The organism is Streptomyces sp. NPDC002867 (assembly GCF_053591895.1).
This window is the reverse complement of sequence record NZ_JBSFUR010000021.1, coordinates 14895-38571: the sequence shown is the minus strand read 5'-3', so window position 1 is coordinate 38571 and position 23677 is coordinate 14895. Positions and strand designations below refer to the sequence as shown.

Here is a 23677-nt window from a genome sequence, read left to right as displayed (position 1 = left end):
CACCCCGCGACGGTCAGCCCGTCTCCCCCACCGCCCCGAAACGGACGTCGTGCGTCCGCGCATAAATCATGGTGGTGAGCAGACCGGCGGCCTCCTCGGTCAGTTCGGCGCGCTGCTCCCGCGTCAGCGGGGCGAACGGCTGGACCGTCAGCGTCGCGGTGTCCTTCGTCTCCTCCAGCCGCCAGACGCCCGCCAGGAAGCCGTCGACCAGGAAGGTGCGGTAGGCCTGGTTCCCCTTCCAGGTGCGCGTCCGGTGCTCCGCGGGCACGACGCGGCTCCGGTCCGCGTGCGAGAGCAGCAGGTTGTCGAACTCCGGCAGGAAGCGCGGCGGCGCCGGGGTGTCCGGGTCCGGACGGGGCGCCTCCGGCACGTCGAACAGCTCAGTGCCCTGGTCGTCCTGGAAGACGAGGAGATCCGGCCGCAGCCGCTCGAACGCCTCGCGCGTCCGGGTCAGCCCCGACCACGTCTGGAAGTCCTTGACGGAGGCGGGCCCGAAGGCCGCGAGGTAGCGCAGGACGGTGTCGTCCGGTGCCGGCACCGGCTCCGTCTCCCTGCCGAACCAGTGCTCCGCCGTGGTCAGCGCGACCTGCCCGCTGCTCCCCCACAGGCCGCGCGGGGTGACCTGCACGAGGGGCAGGGTGCAGCGGGCTGCGACCGAGAGGGCGAACGGGTCGGCGTCCGGCCAGTGCGCGAGCAGTGCCTCCCGCAGCTCCTTCATCGTCCGCGGCTCCTCCTCGACGAGGTCGCGGGCGACGGCCGCGAGCCGCCCCAGGTCCACGCCCGTGAGCCCCTTCCTGAACTGGCCCAGTTCGCGGTCGCGCGCGGCCTGCACCAGGGGCCGCAGCGCCATGCAGTCGTCGGCGGTGTGCGTGTGGATGGTGGAGCGCATGGTCACCATGCGGGCGACCCGGCGGTCGGCCATCGCCGCCGACAGCTCACCCGGGTCGAAGCCCTCGAGGCGGGCGGCGAGCGCGTAGTACGGCGGCTTCACGTTCTGTGCCTGGAGCCCGACGAGGTGCCGTACGGCGCCCTCGGCGGTCGTCGCCGATCGGGGTGCGCGACGCAGCAGCATCTGCCGCTCCAGGGTGGCGCGGTTGAGCGCGCGGGTGCCGAGCCTGGGATACGTCGTCTTCACCGTCTTGGTCGTCATGGCGCGTACGCTACCCAGCCTTGCGGACAGCTTCTGTCCTCGACGAGTGCCGGGGCCGACCACGTGTGCGGATATCCTGCACCGGGCCCGGCGCACGTCCCGCTCGGCCGTACGACGAGGTGGGAGGCGAGATCGCGATGGCACGTTCCCCCAAGCGGCACCACTGGCGCCGCCGGCCCGCCGCTCCCCCCGCGAAGCGTCCGGCGGGCCGCGCACCGGGGGCGGAGCCGCCCGTGGCCCCGCCCGTCGCCAAGGACCAGGGCAGCGTGGTGCAGGCCACGCTGTACCGCGACGGGCGGCGCGTGGCGAACCCCGAGTCGCTGGCGGAGACGTTCGGCCAGCTGCGCCAGTACCCGGGCGGCATGGCGTGGATCGGCCTGCACCGGCCGAGCGAGGCCGAACTGCACTCCCTGGCGGCCGAGTTCGACCTGCACGAACTGGCAGTCGAGGACGCGCTGGAGGCCCATCAGCGGCCCAAGCTGGAACGCTACGGCGACACGCTCTTCGTCGTCCTGCGGGCCGCCCGCTATCTCGACGCCCAGGAGGAGGTCGACTTCGGTGAACTTCACGTCTTCGTCGGCAAGGACTTCCTGATCACGGTCCGCCACGGCGCGGCCCCCGACCTGTCCGCGGTGCGCCACCGCATGGAGCAGACGCCCGAACTGCTCGCGCTGGGCCCGGAGGCGGTGCTCTACGCGATCCTGGACGCGGTGGTCGACGGCTACGCCCCGGTCGTGGCCGGAGTGCAGAACGACATCGACGAGATCGAGACGGAGGTCTTCGGCGGCGACCCGGCGGTCTCGCGCCGTATCTACGAACTGTCCCGCGAGATGGTCGAGTTCCAGCGCGCCACCCGGCCCCTCGTCTCGATGCTGCACGGGTTGATGGCGGGCTTCGCGAAGTACGGCACGCACGAGGAACTGCAGCGCTATCTGCGCGACGTCGCCGACCACGTGACCCACACCAGCGAACGCGTGGACGGCTTCCGCCAGGCACTCGCGGACATCCTCACGGTGAACGCGACGCTGGTGACCCAGCAGCAGAACGCGGAGATGCGGGCGCTGGCGGAGGCGGGCTTCGAGCAGAACGAGGAGATCAAGAAGATCTCGTCGTGGGCGGCGATCCTGTTCGCCCCCACACTGGTCGGGACCATCTACGGCATGAACTTCGACGCGATGCCGGAGCTGAACTGGACGTTCGGCTATCCGTTCGCGATCGGCCTGATGGCACTGGTGTGCACGAGTCTGTACTTCATCTTCAAGCGGCGGGACTGGCTGTAGGCAACGTAGCCAAGTCGTCGCGCCCGAGACGCCCAAGGGGCACCGGCAGATCGACCGTTGGAGAGGCGTCACGGGGCGCGCGTTCGGATGCAGAACTGCCTACAAGATCGCCGCTTGCAGGAGAGGGATTCCGTGGCTGTCACCTACCTGATGCTTGCACGGCTACCGGAGGGACGGCTGAGTGCCTTCGACGCCTACGAGACCGCCGTTCTGCCGCTCCTTGCCGAGCACGGGGGACGACTGGAACGGCGGCTGCGCACTCTGGACGACCGTGTCGAAGCCCACCTCGTCAGCTTTCCCAGCGACGAAGACTTCGCCGCCTACCGAGGCGACCCTCGGCGCTCCTCTGCTGCGCCGTTGTTGGAATCGTCCGGAGCGGCGATTGAACTCCTCGCTGTGCGCGACGTGCAGTGACACGACAAGCGGGACGAACGCCTGCCGATCGCTGCGCGCCGCCTGAGCGCTCTCGCCCCTCGGGGCCCTTCCACGATCACCAGGGTGCCGTGGCTCCCCGTGCGAACGGCATGTCGGGCGCCTGCCGCCACCACGTACATCTCCCCCGGCCCCACCGTCACCTCGGCGCCCTGCACGCTCAGTTCCAGCCTGCCTTCGAGCACGAGCAGCACCTCGGTCCATGCCGAGGTAGCGAAGCGGTAGAAGAGGTTGAGGACCCGCCTCCCGTGCAGGTCCATGGGCTTGATCCCGCAGAAACCCAGCTGCTGACCGGAGCCGTGGCGTCGGACGACCCAGTACCCGTAGCCGCACCGCTGCCACTGGTCGTTCCAGCCCTGGTAGAGCTCCTCGGCCTCCTCGAACCGGGCGAGAGCATCCGAGGGATTGTGCAGGCAAGTCCGAGGATCATTGTGGATCTCGAAGATCGCATCGATGTCGGCTTCGGTCGGGCGCCGCAGCGACAGCCGAGCGGTCCGCAACTCCTCGGCTGCCGAGCCCTGGTCACTCATATGAAGATCGTAGATCCCGTCTTCGGTTCAACGGCGACTGGCTTCATCCACTCCCAACGACAGCGCTGTCCGGTGACTTCGGGAGTCAGGTGCTGATCACCGGGCTCACAGAGATCCGGGACATGACGTCACTCCGGCGTCCGCTGCGTCGGGGAACCGCGCCGGCTTCCTTGGAAGATCCGGTTCAGGTGGTGGTCCAGGACTGCGACGGCGGATGGTGAGCTGCGCTGGCCGACGAGGATGCTGGTGCCGAGTCCGGCAGACATGGCGAGGAGGCCGACCGCCCCCAACCGGACGTCCACACCGGGCTGAATGAGATCCGCTTCCTGTGCCTGCCGGAGGAGTTCGGTCAGGGCGTCCTCGGCTGCGTCGGGGTTCTGAATGAACGGCTGGGCGGCGAGTGCCTTCTCGGTCACGGCGAGAATGGCGTACGAGGTGTAGACGAGGTGGAAGGCGCGGCTCTCCTCGTCGGTCGGCAACGACGCCATCAGCAGCGCCTCGATCTTCGCGCGCGGTCCCGGGCTCTCCCCGGCGGCCCGGCACCGGGCGGCGACCCGTTCCTCGAATCGCTCCGCCAGATGCTGCAGCCCGTAGAGCAGCAGCTTTTCCTTGGTCTCGAAGTAGTACTGCACCAGCCGCAGCGACACCCCCGCTTCCGCTGCGACGTCGCGCATCCCCACGGCGTGCAGGCCGCGTCGCCCGGCGACCCGGACGAGTGCCTCGGCGATCTCGGTACGCCGTTCTGTGTGGTCCACGCGCCTGGGCATCGGCTGCCTCCCCGTTCATCGGTCGCCCTGGCTTGGGGCTGTCCTCGGTCACGATGATACAGCCGTACCACCAATGTGGTACGTTCGTATCACGAAGACTCGATAGCCCGGAGGTGGCCGTGTCCACGACCCGTACCCAGCCCGACGTCGGCCGCTACACGAGCGAGGCCTTGCGCGACCGCTACTTCGCGGCCTGCGACGCGGTCTATGCACGAGGGGCGCCCGCGCTCGCGGAAACGGATGTGGAGACCTCCTTCGGCACCACGCACGTCTACCGGTACGGCCCTGCGGACCCGGCCGCCCGGTCACGCACCCCCGTCGTCCTGGTGCACGGAGCGGGCTCCTGCTCCGCCATGTGGTACCCCAACACCGCCGCTCTCAGCGCCGATCGCCCCGTCTACGCCATCGACACCCCAGGCGATCCGGGACGCAGCGTGCAGCGCGAACCCATCCATCAACCCGAACGCGCCGCACAGTGGCTGGAGGAGACGCTCACCGGCCTCGGACTCGACCGCGTGCACCTCGTCGGTTCCTCCTACGGAGGTTGGCTCACCCTCAACCAAGCGCACCGCAGGCCCGGCCGCCTCGCCTCGGTCACGCTGCTCGACCCCGGCGGGCTGGAGAAGGTGGGGCTGCGCTTCTTCGTCTGGATCTTCGTCAGCCTCTTCGCGACCTTCGCACCGAAGGCGCTGCGCCCCCGACTGGCGGCCTGGCTGGAGCAGCCGGTCCTCGTCGTCCCGGAGCTGCGCACGATGATCAGACTGGGCGTCCGCGCTTACCGCATACGCCGCCCGGCTCCACTGCCCCTGTCCGACGACGAACTGTCCACCATCCGCACCCCGCTCTACCTGGTACTCGGCAAGCGCAGCCTCCTTGTGCATCCACAGCGGCAAGTGGAGCGCATCCCACGCCTGATACCCGGCGCCCGCGCTGAAATCGTCTCGAACACCGGCCACGGACCGCAGATCGACCACGCCGAGGAGGTCAACCGCCGGATGCTGAGCTTCATGGACTCCGTCAGCTGACCGATGCCACAGCCGAACTCGTCCGGCCGATCTGTACATGGCTGCGATCGATGCCGGTTCTATCTCGTCGCCGGAGAGTCTGGGGCTTGAGGCAGTACTGCGACTGGATGCCGCAGTATTTACGCCTTGCCTGGCGGCGTCCGTGCCCGCCGGGCACGACCCGAGCCGAAGCAAAGGCCGCCATTCTGCTCCTCCCCTGACGAACCGGCCTGAACGGAGCAACTCACCCCTTGGAGTGCCGCGAGCTCGCTGCCGCCCTCGTTCACGAGGGCGGCCTCGCCCTCTGCACGATCGGTACCGACGCGGGCGAGTCCGCGACCAGATCGCCCCGTGCACGAACTGTCACCCGACAGCCCGACACTCCCGTGGCCGGCTCACGCCGTCCCCTCGGCGGGCGAGCAGGCCCCCGACCGCCGGCTGTCGCTCCAGGCGAGGCCCTATGGTGCGCGCACCTCTGCGCCCCCCATGATGGACACGGCACACACGCCGAGTGGAGGACATCCATGGATCCCTTGTCCCTTGCCATTGCCGGAGCCCTCGCCGCCGGCGTCGCCACCGGAGCGGGTCAATCCACAGGGGCCGCCCTCCCCGCCCTGTTTCGGCGGATCAGGGAACGCTTCGCGGGCCGCCCGGACGTGCCCGAGTCGGAAGCGCAGCTCGCGACCGCCCTGAACGAGGAGTTCACACACGACCCGTCCTTCCGGCAGGAGTGCCAGTCTCTCTGGAATCAGGCAGCGACTGACGGCGTTGCCAACTCCTTTCACGGTCACGCCAAGAACGTCGTGCAGGTTCGCGACATCCACGGCGGCCTGACAATGGAGTGATGCCGGTCCCGTGCCCCTGGCCCGCGTGCATCATTCCCCGCGCACGACAGGAAGGTCCATATCCGCGGTAATCGCCCAGCGCTCGTGGTCGCACCAAACCCCAGCGATCTTGATGAAGCCCGGGGAAAGACCCTCCTTCCGGAAGCCGAGCCGCTGGACCAGTTTCAGGGACGCCGTATTGCCCGGCTGAATGTCGGCTTCCACTCGGTTCAGGCCAATCCCTTCGAAGGCATGGTGCACGGCCAGCGCCACTCCCGCCGACATGTATCCCTGGCCGGCATAGGGAAGGAATGCGGCATACCCCAGTACGCCCCGGTGATAAGGCTCACGCACGATGCCGTTTATGTTGATCATTCCCACGAGATCGCCCTGGTCCTTGAGGCACAGCACCATGCAGGCGGCGGCAGACTGGCCCGATCGCGCAAGGTAGGCCGAAAACCCGCTGGGCGTACGAGGCAGTCCGACCCAAGGATGGTGGAAATCCGCGCTGATGCGGACCAGTTCAAGAAACCTTGCCTCGTCGGCGGCAACGACCGGACGGAGTACGACTTGTGACGCCCGTTCAAGTTCTATACCCACGGGGCCAGTGTACGGCATTACCATGGACGAAGAGCCGATTAGACGAGGACAGAAGAGTGCTCCACTGCTACTCCAAGGTACCCTGGGGGGCCGTTCGGTGACTTCCTCTCATGTCGTGCGATCTCCTCCTGTCCGGGAACTCAGCACTCCCGATCGGCCATCATCTCCCTCCCAAGGAAGAAAAGGTGACCATGAGCGATATCGAACTTATCGGGCGTCCGCTTCCTGATCTCAGAAATACCTCACTGGCAAGCCTTTTCGCTGATTCCACCGACTTGGTCACGGAACTTCGCGACCGCGTCCTCGCCTCGGACCTTCCCGCCCGGATGGCAGCCTTCAACTCCGAAATCGGCGGGGACGAGTGCTTCCCTTCATCGACCAGTTCGTCCTGAAGGTCCACGGCGCCTGCGACCTCGCCTGTGATCACTGTTACGTCTACGAGCATCCGGACCAGAGCTGGCGGGAAAAGCCACGGACGATGAGTCCAGCCGTCGCGGAACAGGTTGCGAAGCGCATCGCGGAACACGTGGAAAATCATGCGATCCCAATGGTGCGCATCACTCTCCACGGAGGCGAACCGCTCCTTCTCGGGATCTCGCGCATGCGCGAGCTGATCAGAACAATCCGAGCAGTTCTGGACAACGTCGTCCGGCTCAGTCTGCACGTCCAGACCAACGGTGTGACCCTGAACGAGCGGTTCTGCGAACTCTTCGACGCATTGGGGGTGCAGTTGGGTGTCTCCCTCGACGGCGACAGGGCCTCGAACGACCGGCACCGTCGGTACGCGAATGGCCGCAGCAGCCATGCCGGAGCACTGCGCGGACTCGCCCTGCTGAGGCGCCCGGATTTTCGTCACCTCTACGGCGGAATCCTCTGCACCGTGGACGTCGCGAACGACCCGATCGCGGTGTACGAGGCGTTGTTGAAAGAGGCGCCGCCTCGGCTCGACTTTCTGCTGCCGCATGCCACATGGGCGAATCCGCCAGCCCGGCACGGAGAAGCACCGGCACCTTATGCCGCCTGGCTGGGCCGTATCCATTCACGCTGGATCGCCGACCGTCGGCCCGTTCCGATCCGGCTGTTCGATGCCCTCGTGGCGGCCTCCTGGAACGAAGCGAGCGGAAGCGAAGCCGTTGGGTTTCGGCCCGTCACTCTCGCCGTGGTGGATACCGACGGATCCTGGGAGCAGGCGGACTCCTTGAAGACCGCGTACGACGGCGCGCCCGCAACGGGCATGTCCATCTTCACGCACAGTGTGGACCGCCTCATGGCTCATCCCGGCGTCGCCGCGCGGAACCAGGGCTACGCCGATCTTTGTGCCACGTGCCTCGCCTGCCCGGTGGTCCGAATCTGTGGGGGCGGTCTCTACGCCCACCGCTACCGACCGGGTAACGGTTTCGACAATCCGTCGGTGTACTGCGCCGATCTCATGGTTCTGGCGTCGGAGATTCCAGCGGCGCGGACGCGAGGTATCGCGGCTCCGCGTGACGGTGATCCCCCACGGCCCGTCATCCATCACCTGCCGGACGGCGCCTTCGACGCGTTCGCAGCCGGTGCGGGGACGGTTGAAGGAACGAAGGCTCTCGAGGACGTGCAGCTTTCGCTGACCCGAGCCCTCATAGCGGGGCTGGACCCGCAAGACGGCACGTCGGACCTCGCGGTGGCAGCCGCTCTCGGCCGGGAGCTCCTGATCGAGCTGGACAGCAGTCATCCGGTTGAAACAGCGGAGGTCCTCCGTCACCCGTTCGTCCGGACATGGGCGACGCACTGCCTTCGCCCCGACGGCGCCGAGAACAGCGAGCGCGACCGGGCGCACGTCGCCGGCATCGCAGCAGCCGTCGCTCGGCGAGCCGGAATCACGACGCGCCTGTCCCTGCCCGTGAGGGCCGGCCTGGCCCATTTTCCCGGCCTGGGTGCGATGCAGGTCGAACGCGCCGGGCATACCGCGGTCGTCACTATTGAGCGGACCGGCCGGCCGCCCCGCGGCTGGATCGGCGTCAGACGTCTGTCGACACCCTGGCTACCCGTCGCCGTCGAGGACCTCGACCCGTACCGCGCCCGCCACGACTCCGCCGCCCTCGACCGTCTTTCCCAGCGGCAGTGGACCGGCTGGCAGGTCGCTCTCAGTCGCGCGGGACGCGAACTGTCCCTGCTCGTACCGCAGTACGCGGCACCGCTGCTGGCCGGGCTACGGGCAGTGGTCCCCTTGGGAGTGATGCCACAAAACCCGGACTCCCTCGCCCCTGTCCGGGGGCGGTCCTTCGGTGCCGTGGCCTTGGCTATGCCCGCGAGAACCACCGATGCCGCCGCCGCCATGCTCCAGGAGTTCCAGCGCGGCAAACTTGCCGCGCTGATGGACGCGTACGCGTTCTTCGACTCCGCCCAGTCCGTCTCCCTGTCAGTACCCTGGTGGACCGGTCCATTGCCTGTGAAGCAGGCGCTCTACGGCCTCTACGCCCAGGTGGCCCTGGCGGAGCTGTGGCGTGCGCGTTCCACGAGGCAGCCACGCCGGGGGGCTCCGGGCGCTCCGGAACGGGTCCGGCAGGCCGTCTCGGCATTCCACCGCCATCTGACATGGGCCGACGTCACCGTGGACGCCCTCGCCACCGAGGCTGCATGGGCCCCTGCCGGAGCGCGGTTCGCGGCGGGTCTGCGTGCCACGATCGACCGCTTGGCCGCTGAACCGACACCGTCGACGGCGGTTCCTCGCCGCACGTCCGCACCACGAAGGAACGGAACGCGCGCATGAACGCAGACGGCGGAAATAACGCCTTCGACGGCCGCGCCAGATACGTGGTGCAGGCAGGGACCGTCTACGGCGGTGTGCACGGTTCTGGAGACGCCCTGCCGCTGCCGAGGCAGCTGCCCCGTGCCGCGACCTGCTTCACGGACCGGACGGACGTCCTGGCCACGCTGAGCGAACTCGCCACGACGATGAACGGGGTCGCCGTGATCTCCGGGCCGGCGGGGGTAGGCAAGAGCGCCCTCGCCGTCTTCTGGGGACACAGCGCCAGAGACCGCTACACAGATGGCCAGCTCTACGTGAACCTGAGGGGCTACGACCGGCTCGCTCCTCTCCGGCCCGAAGAGGTCCTTCACGGGTTACTTTCCGCCCTTGGCGCGCCCGTCGACCGGGTGCCGAGCGATCTGAACGCCATGTCCGCGCTCTTCCGGTCCCTGCTCGACGGAAAACGCGTGCTGCTGGTGGCGGACAACGCGGGCAGTGCCGAGCAAGTGCGGCCGCTGCTCCCGTCCACGCCCGGCTGCTTCACGATCGTCACGAGCAGGAACCGGCTCGGCAGCTTGACTGCCGTGGACGGCGCCACGCCCGTGCCGGTCAGACCCCTCGACACGCTTCAGGCGGTGGAGCTGTTCCGCCGTCTGTCGGGTCACCGCGACACGGACGGCGCGACCCGGCTGGTGCTCGGCTGCGGCCGCCTCCCGCTCACTGTCCGGATCGCCGCGCAGCAGGCGGGCTCCGGAACGAGTCTGCGCGAGCTGATCGAGGAGGTGACCGGTGACGGCCGCCGACTCGAAGCACTGTCCACACTGGACGAGGGAATCGGGGTTCGCACGGTGTTTTCATGGTCGTACCAGCAACTTTCCCCCGCCACCGCCAGGGCGTTCCGGCTGCTCGCGCTCCATGCGGGGCCGGATTTCTCTGTATCGACGGCTGCCGCGCTGACAGCCCTGCCCGAGAACGAGACCCTGCGTGTGCTGCGCGGGCTGGCAGCGGTGAACATGCTGGAGGTGACGGGAACGAGACGATACAGGTACCACGACCTGCTGCTGGACTACGCCCGGGAACGGGTCGCGGAAGAGGAAACCCCGGAGGCACGGGCCGAGGCTCTGCACCGCGAGTTGTCTCATTACCTCTGGATGGCGGACGCCGCCGACCGGGTTCTCGTTCCCGAACGGCAGCACGTGCCGCTCGAAGGCCACGCGGACCGGGAGCACGCGCCGTTCCAGGGGGCTGCGGCCGCCCTCGAGTGGTGCGACACCGAACTGCCCAGCCTCGTCCCCGCCGTGGGTCAGGCTGTGGAGCTCGGCCTGGACGACGTGGCGTGGAAGCTCCCGGTAGCGCTGGTGTACTTCCTGCGTCTGCGCAGGCACAACACCTACCGGCTCGAACTGTCGAGCACCGCGGTCGGGGCCGCGCGCCGCCTGCGCGACCAATGGGCCGAGACCTGGAGCCTGATCTGTCTCGCCGGGGCGGAATCGGACATGGGCTGCCATGAGGACGCCCTGCGCCATTTCACCGAAGCGCTGGCGATCAGTCAGGACATAGGCGACACCAAGTGGCGGGCGACGAGCATCTACAACCTCGCCTGGACGCTCCGCCTCATGGGACGGCACGAGGAAGCACTGGAGCGCCAGCGGGAGGCACTGCCGATCCACCGGAGCAACGGTGACCGACGCGGCGAGTCGATCACTCTGACTGAGATCGGAGCGCTGAATCTGATCCTCGGCCGGCCCGCTCAGGCGTACGAGGAATACGAAGTGGCTCTTGCCGGTGCGCGCGGGACGGCGGATCTGCCGACGGAAGCCAAGTCCCTGCACGGGCTGGGGGACGTGTGCCGAACCGTCGGCCGGACCAGTGAGGCGATCGGCTGGTACGAGCAGGCCGTTGATGTGCGACGGCGGGTCGGCGACCTGCTGGGGCTGGCCCGCTCGCTGGTCCGGCTGGGCGAACAGCTCACCACCGCCGGCCGTGCGGCTGTCGCTCGGGGGGCACTGACCGAGGCGGTCGAGATCCTCGATTCCCTGCGGGACCCGATGGCGGAGGAGGTTCGGCGCCGTCTCACGGACGACCGTCGGGAAGGCTCCGGGGAGCCGCCTTCCCCGGACCAGCCCCTGACACCGGGGTCGTAGCTCCGGAGCCGTGTGGCCGGCCGGCGCTCATCAGCCATTGAGGGAACACATGACGTGGCTTTGACGCATTGCCGTTCCGGATCAGCTTCGATGAGGGGTGGTCGATGCGTGACCCGTCGACACCGGGGTCATGGGCACTCGCGGCACGTCTCACGCCGCGGCCGGGCCGATCCTGTGCACGAGGTGGTCGGTACGGCAGCCCCAGGACGGAGACTCCTGGTTGTCCGAGGCGTGATCGGTCGAGGGCTGCCGGGCCTGTCTCTGACTCCGGCCCGGCAGCCCTGCGCGCCACGACGAGCGGGCGGCGCGCCCGGCGGACGGATCAGAGGGTGCCCTGGGACCAGGGGCCGGTGATCGCGAACGTGATGCCGGGGGTCTGGACGTTCACGAACAGCCAGTTGCCGTTCTTGGGCTCGAAGACCGAACCGGCCCACTCGGACCCCCGGTGGTCGGCCGCCGCGACGTTCTTGCCGGCGGTCCCGCCTCGCAGGTCCACGTTGTTGGCGGCGAAGCGGAAGATCTCGCCCTCCACGGTGAGCCCGTGGACGTACTCGGTGCCGCCGCCGTCCTCGCAGAGCACCAGGCCTCCGCGGGGACTGACGCACATGTTGTCCGGCGCGTTGAGGACGTCGGAGCCCGGGGAGGCGAAGAGCACCCGGAACTCGTCGGTCGCCGGGTCGAGTTCGAAGACCTGGCCCTGCCGGGCGGGACCACCGTCGGTCGTGATCACGTAGATGCGGTCGTTGCCGTACCAGGCGCCCTCGAGGCGGCTGAACACCGCGGCGCCGTTCGCCTGTGCCTGGAGCCGTACCGTGTCCGTCGCCGGGTCGACGTCGTCCACGGGCACCCAGGAGACGGTGCCGTACGCCTTCTCCCCGTCGGCGCGGGTGTCGTACGTGGTGGTGCCGATGCGCAGGGCCTCGAGCCGGCCACCCTTGGACAGGTCGCCCGCGACCGCCGGAACGAACCGGTAGAGCGATGCGTCGCCGCGGTCCTCGGTCTCGTAGACATAGCCGGTCGCCGGGTCGACGGCGACGGCCTCGTGGTTGAACCGGCCCATGGCCCTGTAGGGCTCAGGGTTGCCCTTGCCCTCAGAGGCCACCTCGAAGATGTAGCCGTGCCGCTTGCCGGCGGTCGTGGAGAAGGTCTCCTCGCAGGTGAGCCAGGTGTTCCACGGGGTGGGACCGCCGGCGCAGTTGCGGATGGTGCCGCCGAGGCTGCCGTAGGACTCCAGCCACTGGCCGGCGTCCGGGTCGAAGACCAGCGTGGTGGTGCCGCCGCCGGCCTCGGGGTTGTAGGCGGGGGCGGTGAAGGCGGGTCCGGCGCCGCGCTCGTGGTTGCGGACGAGGTGGACCCGGTCCCCGTACCGGAAGGCGGCCATCCCGTCGTGCGCGCTCGGGGTGGGCACCCCGTCGTCCATGCGGTCGTTGGTCCAGCCGTAGGAGATGTACTCGAACCCGCGCGGCAGTTGCAGCAGTTCCAGGCCGGTCGCCTGGTCCTTGACCGGGCCCAGCGGGCCGTATCCGGCATCGAATTCCAGCTTGACGGGTGCGGCTGCAGCTGTCCGCGCCGTGAGGGCCTGGAAGGGAACGGACGCGGCTGCGGCCACGGCAGCCCCGCGCAGGAGGGTGCGTCGTTCAAGACCGGAACCGGTCGGTCTTCCGGCGGACTTGCCTGTCATGGGAGTCCTCTCGATGCATTTGACCAGGGGGCGGCGCGAGCCACCCTAGGAGCAGACGCTCAGTCCCTCTCCCAACGGAAAGTGAGCGTTGGGAGAACCTCTTTCAGACATCGGTCGGGGACCCTCCGGCCGTGCGTTCACCGGGTCCACGACCATGCCCTCGACCTGCGGGAGGTCACCGGGGCCGGCGCACGGGGTCCAGTTCGTCACCCTCCAGCCGATAGCCCTGCCCCCGCACCGTGGTGATTCTGGACGCGCCCAGCTTGCGGCGGAGGTAACGCACGTACACGTCGACGATGTTGGAGCCCTCCGACGCCTCGTACCCCCAGACGTCGGAGAGCAGGTCCTCGCGGCCGAGCACCCTCCCGGCGTTGCGCATGAGGTGTTCCAGCAGGGCGGCCTCACGGGCGCTGAGCTGGATGATCCGGCCGTCGACATAGGCCTGGCGGGTGCGGGTCTCCAGGGCGATTCCGGCGCGGCGCAGGACGGAGCTGTCGGTCTCGCGCAGGCGCAGGCGCAGGCGGACTCGGGCGAGGAGTTCGTCGAAGCTGAAGGGTTTGGTCATGTAGTCGTCGGCGCCGCCCTCCAGGCCGTACACCGTGTCGGCGACGGTGTCCCGGGCCGTGAGGATGATGACCGGAAGGGCGCTGGATGCCGCGCGGAGGCGGGTGACGACGGTGAAGCCGTCCTCGCCGGGCAGTCCGATGTCCAGGAGCATCAGGTCGTATCTGCCCGACATGGCCGCGCGCCGGGCCGTCTCCCCGTCGGTGACGACAGTGGTGCGGAAGCCGTGGGCGGTGAAGCGTTCCGAGAGGTAGGAGGCTATGTGGGCCTCGTCCTCGGCGATGAGGAGATGGCGGCGGGGCTGTCTGCTCTGGCTCATGGTTTCCGAAGGCCGCCGTTCAGGGCGCGCGTGACATACGGGATGCGCAGGGTGAAGGTCGCGCCTCGCCCCGGACTGCTGTCCACCTGGACCTCGCCGTGGTGCGCCTCGGCTATGGCCTTGACGATGGCGAGTCCGAGCCCAGCCCCTGTCCGGCCGCGGCTTTCCTCCGCCCTCGTGAACCTCTCGAAGATGCGTTGCTGGTCGGCGAGCCGAATGCCGGGACCGGTGTCCTTGACCCACAGCTCGACCCTGTCGGCTCCGGCCCGGCCGCCGATCCAGATACGGCCGTGCTCCTCGGTGTGCTGAGCGGCGTTCTGGGCCAGTTGGATCATGGCCTGGGTCAGGAGCTGGCGGTCGGCGTGGAGGGTGTCGCGGTGCGGGTCCTCCACGAAGTCCAGGAGCCAGCGGCGTTCGGCCAGCGCGGCTGCCTTCACGTACACCTCCTCGATCAGTTCGGAGAGGCTGAGGTCCTCGGGGCGCAGGGCGTCCGGGCGGCGGGCCTTGGCCAGCATGAGGAGTTCCTCCGCCATGCGGTGCATGCGCCGCAGTTCGTCGGTGATGACCGCCACCGTCTGGGCGCGGTCCGCCGGGTCGTCAGGGAGTGTCTCCAGCTGGCTGAACACGATCGTGATGGGGGTGCGCAGCTCGTGACCCACGTCGTTCATGAACTGGCGCTTCGTCGTGAAGGCGTCGTCCAGGCGGTCGAGCATGTCGTTGAAAGTTCCTGCCAGTTGACCGATCTCGTCTCGGTCGTGGACGGGGATGCGGCGGGTGATGTCCGACTCGTGGATCGAGCGGGCGGTGTCCCCCAGGACCCGCAGCGGAGCGACGATACGGCTGGCGAAGATCCAGCCGACGCACGCGGAGAGCAGCATGGCGCCGAGGCCGAGATAGGTCTGGATGCGGATCGAGTCGTTGATGTGGTCGCGTTCCTGCTGGGTGAAGGTGGCGATGACGAGCACGCCCCGCGCCGGGTCGCCCGCTACCGCGACGGGCACGGCCACGAACCGCACGGGGCCCGCCGGGCTGTTGGCATCCCCGTAGGAGGGTGAGCGGACGGCTGCGGCCCGGCCCATCAGCGCGTGGTCGGTGTCCAGGCGGGCCGGCGGCTCCTCGGCGGAGCGGCGGTACGGATCTCCGTCGACCAGGGTGATCACGGTCTGGCCATGCTCCGGTATGTACCCCTCCAGGTAGGAGACGAAGAGTGCGCGGACTGTGCCGGGGGCCGGCCCCGAACCGCCCGCGGTCCCGGTCGCGAAGGAGCGGAACGCCTCGATGTCGTGGGCGAGTTCGCGGTCGACGCGTTCGTTCAGGCGGGCCGTGAGGATGAAGGATTCCGCACCGGTGAGGCTCGCCAGGGTCAGTCCGACGAGCAGCACCATCCGTCCGAGCAGGCGCGCGTGGATCGACCGGAGCGGGTGGCGCCCGGGCGTGCCGACGGCCTGCTTCGGCGGTGCGGGCTCAGCCGTCCTCACCGGTGTCATCGTCGTCTCCGTCGTCGCCCGCCGGTGTGCTCGGCGTCCGAGGGGTGGCCGGTGCCGCGGGGCTGTAGGTGGGCGTCCGATCGTCGTCGGAGGCATCCCCGGCGGGCACGGGGGGCTTCGGTGACACGGGCTGCGCCGTGTCCGTCCGGTCGGGGTGCGTGGCGTCCGCCTGCTCCGCACCGGTGGGCGCGGAAGCGACGGCGTCCTCGCCGCCGTACTCGTCCTCGTGCGCGTCCGCGATCCCTGTCGTCGCGCCGGGGGACGGTGAACGGGTCGGGGTCCGCTCCGTCGCCCGGCCGTCCGGAGACGGTACGGAACCGCTCGTGTGGCCGGGTCCCATGCGCCCGACGACGACGGGCTCGCCGAGATCCGGAGGCGGCACCTGATGGGCTCCGGAGACGGGGATTCCGACGAGCAGAATTACGCCGGCCGCGAGAGCGGCGAGACGCTGGCTGCGGGTCACGCGGGTACAACCTCCTCGGTGTCCTGATGCAGGGGCCTTCCGACATCGGACCCGTCCTGAACAGCTACCAGCGGAGCCCGGCGGCGGCCTGCTCGGCGCATGACCTGCTCCTGAACTTTGTGTATGAGCCATGCGCCGACGGTGTGCGCGGGGGCGGCACCCCGTACGGCGCCGCCCCCGCATCCCGCTCAGGCGGCCATGATGACCTTGGCCGATGCGGTGTCGGCCGCTCCGTGCCGCTCCGCCCAGTTCTCCAGGGCCGTACGGCAGGCGTGGTCGAGGTGGTGCACCCGGGACAGGTTCAGCTCGACGGGGCGGTCCTGCGGGATCGCCTCCAGGGCGTCGAGGATCTTCGGGAGCCTGAGGAAGGTCGCGTTGCCGCTGACGTGCGCCTGCACGGGACCCGCGCCCTTGTCGACGATCTCCAGCTTGACGTGGGACGCCTCCCAGGCCGTCTTGACCACCGCGAGGGCGAGACCGATCAGTACGCCCTCGAACATGCTGATCGCGACGATGGACACCGCGGTGGCGACCAGGATCACGGCCTCGCCTCGGTGGCCGCGCCAGAGCGAGGCGAGCCCCTTCAGGGGGATCAGCTTGAAGCCGGAGAAGACCAGGACGCCCGCGAGCGCCGGGATCGGGATGACGCCCAGCGCGGCCGGGAGCAGCGCCGCGAACAGCAGCAGCCAGGCGCCGTGCAGGACCCGGGACGCCTTGGTCTTGGCGCCCGCCTGGACGTTGGCCGCGCTGCGCACGATCACCGCGGTCATCGGCAGCGCGCCGAGCAGACCGCACACGGTGTTGCCCGCGCCCTGGGCCATCAGCTCCTTGTCGTAGTCGGTCCGGGTACCGTCGTGCAGCCGGTCGACCGCCGCCGCGCTGAACAGGCTCTCCGCCGAGGCGATCAGCGTGAACGCCAGCACGGTGGTGAGCATCCCGACGTCCGCGAGCCCGCCGAACCCGGTGAGCGTGGGCGGCTGGATCGCCGCGAACAGCCCCTTCACCGTCACGTTGTGGACGGGCAGCGCGAAGGCGAGCGAGGCGATGGTCGCGAGTGCGACGGCGGCGAGCGGGCCGGGCACGATCCGGACCTTCCGCGGCAGCTTCGGCCACAGCACCAGGACGGCGATCGTGCCCGCGCCGAGCAGCAGGGACGCCACGGCCGCGGCCGAGTTGGGCACATGGGCCAGCATCCCGGGCAGCCCGAGGATCTTGTCGACGCCGGAGGACGGCGCCTTGGTGTCGGTCATGGCGTACAGCTGGCCGGCTATCAGGACGAGCCCGATGCCGCAGAGCATGCCCTCGACCACGGCGACGGAGATGGCCCGGAACCAGCGTCCCCAGCGCAGCGCGCCCATGCACAGCTGGAGCAGACCGGTCGCGAGGACGATCACGCCGAGCGCCGGCAGCCCGTGCTCGCGGACCGCTTCGAAGCAGAGCACGGTCAGACCGGCGGCCGGGCCCGACACCTGGAGTTGGCTGCCCGGCAGGAAGCCGGTGACGAGGCCGCCGACGATGCCGGTGACGATGCCGAGTTCGGCCGGCACGCCCGAGGCGACGGCCACGCCCACGCACAGCGGCAGGGCGACGAGGAAGACGACGACGGAGGCGGCGAAGTCCTGTTTCAGAGTCTTCGGGGTCTTCGGGAAAGTGGTGTTCATCGGATCACTCACAGCGTCTCGAAGGAGTCGGACTCGGACCGGTGCGCCAGCACAGTGCCGGTGTGCACCTCGTAGAACCAGGCGTGCAGCCCCAGCTTCCCGTCCTGGAGGCGGGCCTCCACGCTCGGGTAGGACTTCAGCCGCATCACCTGCGTCAGGACGTGGTGCTGGACGGCCTCGGCGACCTGTGGGTCGTCCTGCGCGCCGGCCGGCTTCTCGGCGGCGTGGCCGAGCCAGTCACGGACGGCGGGCACGCCGGACAGGTCGTCACCGCGGACGAGCGCGCCGACGGCGCCGCAGTGGGAGTGTCCGCAGACCACGATGTCAAAGACCCCGAGCACCTCGATCGCGTACTCGATGGTCGCGGCCTCGGAGGTGGGGCCGGCGTGGTACGACGGGACGATGTTGCCGGCGGTGCGCAGTTCGAAGAGCTCGCCCGGACCGGCACCGGTGATGAGGGAGGGGACGACCCGTGAGTCCGAGCAGGTGATGAACAGGACGGACGGCGACTGCCCGGCGGCGAGGCCGCCCAGCTCGGTACCGCGGGAGGCGGGGAAGGTGCGTGCGTGATCGATGAAGGGCTGCATGTCAGCTTCCTGGTGAGGAGAGTTGGCACTGCGGGGAGAGAGGGGCGGCAGCGGCACGCCGTTGAACCGCTGCCGTCGAACGGCGTAGGGGAGTTGGGGTTTGGGGAGCGGGGGTGGGGACAGGGTTTTAGTCGTCGTCGCCGTCGTCGCCCGTCCAGGGGCCGGTGATGGCGACGAGGATGCCCGGGTCCTGGATGTTGGCGAACAACGTCCTGCCGTCGGCGGAGAAGGTGACACCGGCGAACTCGCTGTACTCCGGCGCCTCCGCGGTGCCGACGTTGAGCTCGTTCCGGGCGATCGGGTAGGTCTGGCCGTCGGCCGTGGCGCCGAAGAGGTGCGACACACCGTCGCCGTCCTCGGCGATCACCAGGCCGCCGAACGGGGAGACGGTGATGTTGTCCGGGCCGTCGTAGGCGCCGTCCTGGGACACGTCGGTGTTCACCGCCAGCAGGACCTTGAGGGTGATGGTGCTGCTGCGCGGGTCGTAGAACCACACCTGGCCGTCGTGCGGGGTGCCGGGGCTCTCGGCGCGGGCGTAGCTGGAGACGAAGTACGCGCCGCCGTCGCCCCACCACATGCCCTCGAGCTTGCGGGAGCGGGTGATCTCACCTGCCAGGAACTGCTTGCGCACGGAGGTGGTGACGGCGTCGCGGTCCGGGACCTTCACCCAGTCCACGCGGTACACGGCGCCGACCTTCGTCGCGCGGGAGAGGTCGTCGACGTACTGGCCGGCGGCATCGAAGCACTTGAACGCCTCCAGCACGCCCGCGTTGTCGGCCAGGGCCCGCAGCTTGCCGGGACCGTGGGTGAAACCGACCGGCGGGGTCCAGCGGTAGAGCAGGCCGTTGGGCTTGGAGGCGTCCTCGGTGAGGTACAGGTGGCCGCGGTAGGAGTCGACCACGACCGCCTCGTGCGCATAACGGCCGAGAGCCTTGATCGGTTTGGGGGCGAGATTGGCCGAGCTGCCGTGCTGGGGGTCGACCTCGAAGACGTAGCCGTGGTCCTCGGTCATGCCGTTGACGCCGGCCTTGTCCTCGGTCTCCTCGCAGGTGAGCCAGGTGCCCCACGGGGTGACGCCGCCGGCGCAGTTGGTGGAGGTGCCGGCGATGCCGACCCATTCGCGCACGGAGTCGTCGGCCACCTCGACGACGGTGCAGCCGCCGGCCGCCGCCGGGTCGTAGACGAGGCCGTCCAGGTGCGGCACGGGGTGCTCGGCGACACCGAGCGGGTCGTCGATCTCGTGGTTGTTCACCAGCAGGGTTACGGCGTCGTCATCGTCATCGTCGTCGCCGGCCGCGAAGGCGCCCGTACCGTCGTGGTTGCTCGGCGTGGTCTGGCCGGACTCCAGCGTGGTGACGCCGGTGCGGGTCAGGATCCGGTAGGAGAAGCCCTCGGGCAGGGCGAGGATGCCCTGGGGATCCGGGACCAGCGGGCCGTAGCCGACGGCCCCGCCCGTCGCGGCTGTGTCGGCGACGGCACCGGGCGCCGTCAGCAGTGCCTCCACACTGCCGATGAGCATGACCCCGGCGCCGGCCAGCGCCGATCGGCTCAGCAATTCCCTGCGGTTCAGCGGCATCTCGTCTCCTGGATGGGCGGAGTGTGCGAAGCGGCGAGCTGTGCGCGCCGACCGAGGGGAGGTCGGCGACGCTCCGCCATGCTGGCCAGCCGGGAAGAACCTCAGCGGAAGTCGAAGAGAAGTCATGAATGTGCTGTTCTCATGTTTCTCATCTCGACAAGGTTCCGCTCGGGCCCGGACACCACGCCCCGGTCGACGCGGAGTCCTGCCGTTCACGGGATCTCCTGTTCGGCCCGGATGATCTTTGCGTCGGCCGTGTACCGGTACCGAGCACCCCACCGATGCGCGAGTCGGGACATGCCCAGTTCCATGGCGCGGTCGGCTCCCTCGATGAGGCCGTTGGTGCAGAGGGCCGAGCAGACTGTTCTCGGCGAGCTCGATCTCGGCGGCCTCGAACGCCACCCCTCCCACCCCGAGCGGAGGGCCGACGGGAGGTTCCGGGAAGCAGACGTGCCAGGGGAGCCGCCGAGCGGCGCCGCACCCCGTTGGGACAGGCCAACGGGCTGCGCGAGGCAGACGGCCGGGGGCAGCATGGAAGTGCCGGTGGTCAGAACCCACGTGTGCGCCGATGGCCCCGAGGTCGGCACGTTCTGCGGGCCGGTGGAGGAGGATCTGGGATGACAGCCGAATCCTTCCGGTCCCACGGTGACGAGTACGGCCCCGAGCCGCCCCGGCCGACCGGCCTTCTGGATGTGCTCAGCGTTGCCGCGGTGGTCGTCGACGCCGAGGGGCGCATCGTGTTCTGGACCCCTCAGGCCGGGGAGCTCTTCGGCTACACCGCGGAAGAAGCCCTTGGCAAGTACGCAGCGCGCCTGTTCATCCACCCCGAGCACCTGCAGGCTGTGGTCAGTCTGTTCGGGGAGGTGCTCGAGACCGGCCGGAGCTGGGCCGGCGCCTTTCCCGTCCGGCACAAGGACGGCAGCAGTCGCCTGGTGGAGTTCCGCAACATGCGGCTGCTGGACGAGATCGGAGATGTCTACGCCCTGGGCATCGCAGCCGATCACGCCCTGCTCCAGCGCGTCGAGACCGATCTGGCCCTGTGCGAGCGGCTGATCAACCAGTCCCCGATCGGGCTTGCCCTGATGGACCCCGACCTGCGGTATCTCCTGGTCAACCCGGCACTGGAGCGAATCGACGGCATACCAGCCGCGGACCACATCGGCCGTCACCTGAGGGAGGCGCTGCCCCTGCCCGACATCGACACCATCGAGTCGGCCCTGCGTCAGGTGCTCACGACCGGCACCCCGCTGCTCGACCAGTACCACGTGGGCCGCCCTCCGGCCGACCCCGCCAACGAGCACGCCTGGTCCCTCTCCTTCTACCGGCTGGAGGACCCCGGCGGGCGGGTCCTGGGTGCCGCCACCTCGGTCGTCGACGTCACCGAGCGGCACCGCGCGGCCGCCGAGGCCGACCGGGCGCGGCGGCGCCTGGCCCTCATCGCCGACGCCTCCACCCGCGTGGGCACCACTCTGGAGGTGGAGCGGACCGCCCAGGAACTGGCGGAGATCGCCGCCCCCGAGCTCGCCGACGTGGTCGCCGTGGACGTCCTCGACTCCGCCCTTGCCTGCCGCCGCACGAGCAGGCCGGACGACGGTCCGGAGCTCTTCCGCGCCCTCGCCCTCAAAGCGGCCCACCCCACCGTGGCTCTGGACGCCGCCGACCCTCTCGGTGACCTGGCCGCCTACGACGGCGACCGCCTGGTCACCCTGTGCGTCCACACCGGGCGGCCGGTGCTGGTGCGCCACGTCGGCGACCGCGATCTGCGGCGGATCGGCCGTGACGCCGAGGCCACGGCGCTCCTGGCCCGCGCCGGCGTCCACTCCTACCTCGCCGTGCCGTTGATCGCGCACGGCGAGGTGCTCGGCGCCCTGGACCTCAAACGCACCCGCAACCCGCTCCCGTTCGACGAGGACGACGTCGTACTGGCCAGTGAGCTGGCCGGCCGCGCCGGCGTGGCCATCGACAACGCCCGCTGGTTCCAGAGCGTGCGCAACACGGCCCTCACTCTCCAGCGCAGCATGTTGCCCGAACACCCGCCCCACCTCACGGGACTGGAAGTCGCCTCCCGCTACCAGCCCGCCCAGGCGACCAGTGAAGTCGGCGGGGACTGGTACGACGTCATCCCCCTGAGCGACGACAAGACCGCGCTGGTCGTCGGCGACGTCATGGGCAACGGCATCGACGCCGCCGCCACCATGGGCCGGCTGCGCACCGCCACCTGCGCCTACGCAGACCTCGACCTCGACCCGGGCGCCGTCCTCCAGCACCTGGACAAGATCACCTGCGACTTGGAGCACTACATCGTGACCTGCCTCTACGCCGTGTACGACCCCCGCACGAGGCAGTGCCGCATCGCCAACGCAGGGCACATGCCGCCCGCGCTGGCCCGCCCCGGCCACGTCCCCGCGCTGCTCGAACTGCCCACCGGAGTCCCGCTCGGCGTCGGCGGCATCCCGTTCGAGACCATCACGGCCGACTTCGGCCCCGGCGACCTGCTGGTCCTCTACACCGACGGCCTCGTCGAGACCCGGCACCACTCCATCGACGACCGCCTGAACGTCCTCCTCGGCTTTCTCGACGAACCCCAGCGGCCCCTGGAGGAAGTCTGCGACCTCCTGCTGTACGGCCTGCGCCACCCCGACGACCACGACGACGTCGCCCTCCTCGTCGCCCGGGCCCGGTAGGCCGCGCGCCCGTCCTGCCCGGCACGGGGCCGGGCGCCCCCCGGACTGCGCACGCTCAGCGATCGGTGGCGATGGTGCGCAGCCCGTCGGCGACGCCGAGGCGGCGGGCGTCAGCCGCCTCGCGGTGCGTACATGATCACTGCCATGCCGGCGAGGCAGATCAGCGCGCCCGCGACGTCGAAGCGGTCGGGGCGGTAGCCGTCGGCGGCCATGCCCCAGGCGATCGATCCGGCCACGAAGACGCCGCCGTACGCGGCGAGGACGCGCCCGAAGTTCGCGTCCGGCTGGAGCGTGGCGACGAATCCGTACAGGCCGAGCGCGATCACGCCCGCTCCGATCCAGATCCATCCGCGGTGTTCCCGCACTCCCTGCCACACGAGCCACGCGCCGCCGATCTCGAAGAGGGCGGCGACGGCGAACAGGGCGACGGAGCGGGCGACGAGCACGGGGAGTACGTCCTTCGGTCGTGGGGCGGGCCCGGTGGGCGGTGGGTCACGCGGCGGGGCGCCATTCCAGCATGACGTCGGCCGGCCGGACCGCCTTGCGGTCGTGGCCGGCCGACAGGCGTACGCCGCGGACCCGCGTCAGTGGCCCGCGCCGAGCCGGCCGGCGAGTCTGGCGCGCATCTCGGCGCTGGGCGCGTTCAGGCCGACGACGGTGACCTTCGTGCCCAGCCGGCCGTACTTGGCCCCGATCGCGTCCAGCGCCGCGACCGAGGAGGCGTCCCAGATGTGCGCGCCGGTGAGGTCGCTGACGATGTCGTCCGGGTCATCCTTGTAGGGCCGTCGGGGTCGATCACGGCCGAGACGTGGGCGAGGCGGGCGACGCGCTTGGCGAAGACCACCATGGCGGTGACCGAGCCGAGCACCACGCCGATGGCCAGGTTGTGGGTGGCGACCACGGCGGCGACCGCGACGACCATGATCGTGGTCTCACCGGCCGACATGCGCTTGAGGGTGGCCGGCCGGACGGAGTGCCAGTCGAAGGTGGCGACCGACACCATGATCATCACCGCGACGAGCGCGGCCATGGGGATGTCGGAGACGACCGTTTCTGTTCAGGCACGCGCATCCACCGGCTGGATGCGCACGCGTCGTACCGGGCTCCGTGCGGGGCGCGATCCCCGACGGCCGGACTCGGCAGGGGGTCTGTCGGAGCACAGCCCGGCCTCCCCCGGCCTCCGGCGTGGGGAGCCC

At 69.8% G+C, this 23677-nt stretch carries 19 protein-coding genes and 1 pseudogene; 7 read left to right on the top strand and 13 right to left on the bottom strand.

Annotation, left to right across the window (positions count from 1 at the left end):
- Window positions 1-13: 13 nt before the first annotated feature.
- Window positions 14-1150: a winged helix DNA-binding domain-containing protein gene (locus tag ACWD0A_RS20810; RefSeq protein WP_451300128.1), complete on the bottom strand. Its 1137-nt coding sequence runs from the start codon at window positions 1148-1150 to the stop codon at window positions 14-16.
- A gap of 137 nt (window positions 1151-1287) precedes the next feature.
- Here ACWD0A_RS20810 and ACWD0A_RS20805 point away from each other — a divergent pair, with 137 nt between their 5' ends.
- Window positions 1288-2430 (top strand): magnesium and cobalt transport protein CorA, encoded by a 1143-nt coding sequence (locus ACWD0A_RS20805; RefSeq protein WP_451300126.1) that lies wholly within the window; start codon window positions 1288-1290, stop codon window positions 2428-2430.
- A gap of 320 nt (window positions 2431-2750) precedes the next feature.
- Here the strand turns inward: ACWD0A_RS20805 and ACWD0A_RS20800 are convergent, their stop codons facing one another.
- On the bottom strand, window positions 2751-3392 hold the full coding sequence (locus ACWD0A_RS20800; protein ID WP_451300124.1) for a GNAT family N-acetyltransferase: 642 nt from the start codon (window positions 3390-3392) through the stop codon (window positions 2751-2753).
- A gap of 128 nt (window positions 3393-3520) precedes the next feature.
- A complete protein-coding gene (locus tag ACWD0A_RS20795; RefSeq protein WP_451300122.1) occupies window positions 3521-4159 on the bottom strand; it encodes a TetR/AcrR family transcriptional regulator in 639 nt (212 codons plus the stop codon).
- Window positions 4160-4272: 113 nt separating this feature from the next.
- Between ACWD0A_RS20795 and ACWD0A_RS20790 the strand changes: the two genes are divergently transcribed.
- A complete protein-coding gene (locus ACWD0A_RS20790; RefSeq protein ID WP_451300120.1) occupies window positions 4273-5184 on the top strand; it encodes an alpha/beta fold hydrolase in 912 nt (303 codons plus the stop codon).
- A 503-nt stretch (window positions 5185-5687) separates the two neighbouring features.
- Window positions 5688-6008 carry a hypothetical protein gene (locus ACWD0A_RS20785; RefSeq protein ID WP_451300118.1) on the top strand — a complete coding sequence of 107 codons (321 nt, stop codon included), beginning with the start codon at window positions 5688-5690 and terminating at the stop codon, window positions 6006-6008.
- Between the two features lie 30 nt (window positions 6009-6038).
- On the opposite strand, the gene ACWD0A_RS20780 is transcribed toward ACWD0A_RS20785, so the two are convergent.
- Complete coding sequence (locus tag ACWD0A_RS20780; protein ID WP_451300116.1) at window positions 6039-6587, bottom strand: GNAT family N-acetyltransferase; 549 nt, start codon at window positions 6585-6587, stop codon at window positions 6039-6041.
- Between the two features lie 191 nt (window positions 6588-6778).
- Between ACWD0A_RS20780 and ACWD0A_RS20775 the strand changes: the two genes are divergently transcribed.
- From ACWD0A_RS20775 to ACWD0A_RS20765, 3 genes are read left to right on the top strand one after another with little or no spacing between them, the layout of a single operon-like run.
- The gene (locus ACWD0A_RS20775) at window positions 6779-6979 is read left to right on the top strand and encodes a hypothetical protein (RefSeq protein WP_451300114.1); all 201 of its coding nucleotides are present in this window, start codon (window positions 6779-6781) and stop codon (window positions 6977-6979) included.
- Complete coding sequence (locus ACWD0A_RS20770; protein ID WP_451300112.1) at window positions 6949-9336, top strand: FxsB family cyclophane-forming radical SAM/SPASM peptide maturase; 2388 nt, start codon at window positions 6949-6951, stop codon at window positions 9334-9336. Before ACWD0A_RS20775 ends, ACWD0A_RS20770 begins: the two co-directional genes overlap by 31 nt.
- Window positions 9333-11459: an ATP-binding protein gene (locus ACWD0A_RS20765; protein ID WP_451300110.1), complete on the top strand. Its 2127-nt coding sequence runs from the start codon at window positions 9333-9335 to the stop codon at window positions 11457-11459. Before ACWD0A_RS20770 ends, ACWD0A_RS20765 begins: the two co-directional genes overlap by 4 nt.
- A 322-nt stretch (window positions 11460-11781) precedes the next feature.
- Here ACWD0A_RS20765 and ACWD0A_RS20760 read toward each other — a convergent pair whose 3' ends face one another.
- The 7 genes from ACWD0A_RS20760 to ACWD0A_RS20730 all read right to left on the bottom strand — a co-directional run bounded on the left by ACWD0A_RS20760 (window position 11782) and on the right by ACWD0A_RS20730 (window position 19797).
- Complete coding sequence (locus ACWD0A_RS20760; RefSeq protein ID WP_451300108.1) at window positions 11782-13140, bottom strand: alkaline phosphatase PhoX; 1359 nt, start codon at window positions 13138-13140, stop codon at window positions 11782-11784.
- Window positions 13141-13315: 175 nt separating this feature from the next.
- A complete protein-coding gene (locus ACWD0A_RS20755; protein WP_451300106.1) occupies window positions 13316-14023 on the bottom strand; it encodes a response regulator transcription factor in 708 nt (235 codons plus the stop codon).
- Window positions 14020-15501 carry a sensor histidine kinase gene (locus ACWD0A_RS20750; RefSeq protein ID WP_451300104.1) on the bottom strand — a complete coding sequence of 494 codons (1482 nt, stop codon included), beginning with the start codon at window positions 15499-15501 and terminating at the stop codon, window positions 14020-14022. Before ACWD0A_RS20750 ends, ACWD0A_RS20755 begins: the two co-directional genes overlap by 4 nt.
- A complete protein-coding gene (locus ACWD0A_RS20745) occupies window positions 15488-15973 on the bottom strand; it encodes a hypothetical protein (protein ID WP_451300102.1) in 486 nt (161 codons plus the stop codon). The genes ACWD0A_RS20750 and ACWD0A_RS20745 overlap by 14 nt, the downstream gene beginning before the upstream one ends.
- A 188-nt stretch (window positions 15974-16161) precedes the next feature.
- On the bottom strand, window positions 16162-17634 hold the full coding sequence (locus tag ACWD0A_RS20740; RefSeq protein WP_451300100.1) for a SulP family inorganic anion transporter: 1473 nt from the start codon (window positions 17632-17634) through the stop codon (window positions 16162-16164).
- Window positions 17635-17642: 8 nt separating this feature from the next.
- Window positions 17643-18221, bottom strand: a complete 579-nt coding sequence (locus tag ACWD0A_RS20735) for a carbonic anhydrase (RefSeq protein ID WP_451300098.1) — start codon at window positions 18219-18221, stop codon at window positions 17643-17645.
- 127 nt (window positions 18222-18348) lie between these two features.
- Window positions 18349-19797 carry an alkaline phosphatase PhoX gene (locus ACWD0A_RS20730; RefSeq protein WP_451300096.1) on the bottom strand — a complete coding sequence of 483 codons (1449 nt, stop codon included), beginning with the start codon at window positions 19795-19797 and terminating at the stop codon, window positions 18349-18351.
- A gap of 617 nt (window positions 19798-20414) precedes the next feature.
- Between ACWD0A_RS20730 and ACWD0A_RS20725 the strand changes: the two genes are divergently transcribed.
- Window positions 20415-22481, top strand: coding sequence for a SpoIIE family protein phosphatase (locus tag ACWD0A_RS20725; RefSeq protein WP_451300094.1), 2067 nt, complete (start codon window positions 20415-20417; stop codon window positions 22479-22481).
- 110 nt (window positions 22482-22591) lie between these two features.
- Here ACWD0A_RS20725 and ACWD0A_RS20720 read toward each other — a convergent pair whose 3' ends face one another.
- Together ACWD0A_RS20720 and ACWD0A_RS20715 are read right to left on the bottom strand one after the other, a co-directional pair.
- On the bottom strand, window positions 22592-22927 hold the full coding sequence (locus ACWD0A_RS20720; RefSeq protein WP_451300092.1) for a YnfA family protein: 336 nt from the start codon (window positions 22925-22927) through the stop codon (window positions 22592-22594).
- A gap of 138 nt (window positions 22928-23065) precedes the next feature.
- Window positions 23066-23653: pseudogene (locus tag ACWD0A_RS20715) on the bottom strand (SulP family inorganic anion transporter); the annotation flags it as partial.
- Window positions 23654-23677 lie beyond the last annotated feature (24 nt).

Bases quoted from the DNA above. Each gene is read 5' to 3' on its own strand.
- ACWD0A_RS20810 (WP_451300128.1), bottom strand. From the start codon at position 1,150: ATGACGACCAAGACGGTGAAGACGACGTATCCCAGGCTCGGCACCCGC.
- ACWD0A_RS20805 (WP_451300126.1), top strand. From the start codon at position 1,288: ATGGCACGTTCCCCCAAGCGGCACCACTGGCGCCGCCGGCCCGCCGCT.
- ACWD0A_RS20800 (WP_451300124.1), bottom strand. From the start codon at position 3,392: ATGAGTGACCAGGGCTCGGCAGCCGAGGAGTTGCGGACCGCTCGGCTG.
- ACWD0A_RS20795 (WP_451300122.1), bottom strand. From the start codon at position 4,159: ATGCCCAGGCGCGTGGACCACACAGAACGGCGTACCGAGATCGCCGAG.
- ACWD0A_RS20785 (WP_451300118.1), top strand. From the start codon at position 5,688: ATGGATCCCTTGTCCCTTGCCATTGCCGGAGCCCTCGCCGCCGGCGTC.
- ACWD0A_RS20775 (WP_451300114.1), top strand. From the start codon at position 6,779: ATGAGCGATATCGAACTTATCGGGCGTCCGCTTCCTGATCTCAGAAAT.
- ACWD0A_RS20765 (WP_451300110.1), top strand. From the start codon at position 9,333: ATGAACGCAGACGGCGGAAATAACGCCTTCGACGGCCGCGCCAGATAC.
- ACWD0A_RS20760 (WP_451300108.1), bottom strand. From the start codon at position 13,140: ATGACAGGCAAGTCCGCCGGAAGACCGACCGGTTCCGGTCTTGAACGA.
- ACWD0A_RS20755 (WP_451300106.1), bottom strand. From the start codon at position 14,023: ATGAGCCAGAGCAGACAGCCCCGCCGCCATCTCCTCATCGCCGAGGAC.
- ACWD0A_RS20740 (WP_451300100.1), bottom strand. From the start codon at position 17,634: ATGAACACCACTTTCCCGAAGACCCCGAAGACTCTGAAACAGGACTTC.
- ACWD0A_RS20735 (WP_451300098.1), bottom strand. From the start codon at position 18,221: ATGCAGCCCTTCATCGATCACGCACGCACCTTCCCCGCCTCCCGCGGT.
- ACWD0A_RS20730 (WP_451300096.1), bottom strand. From the start codon at position 19,797: ATGCCGCTGAACCGCAGGGAATTGCTGAGCCGATCGGCGCTGGCCGGC.
- ACWD0A_RS20725 (WP_451300094.1), top strand. From the start codon at position 20,415: ATGACAGCCGAATCCTTCCGGTCCCACGGTGACGAGTACGGCCCCGAG.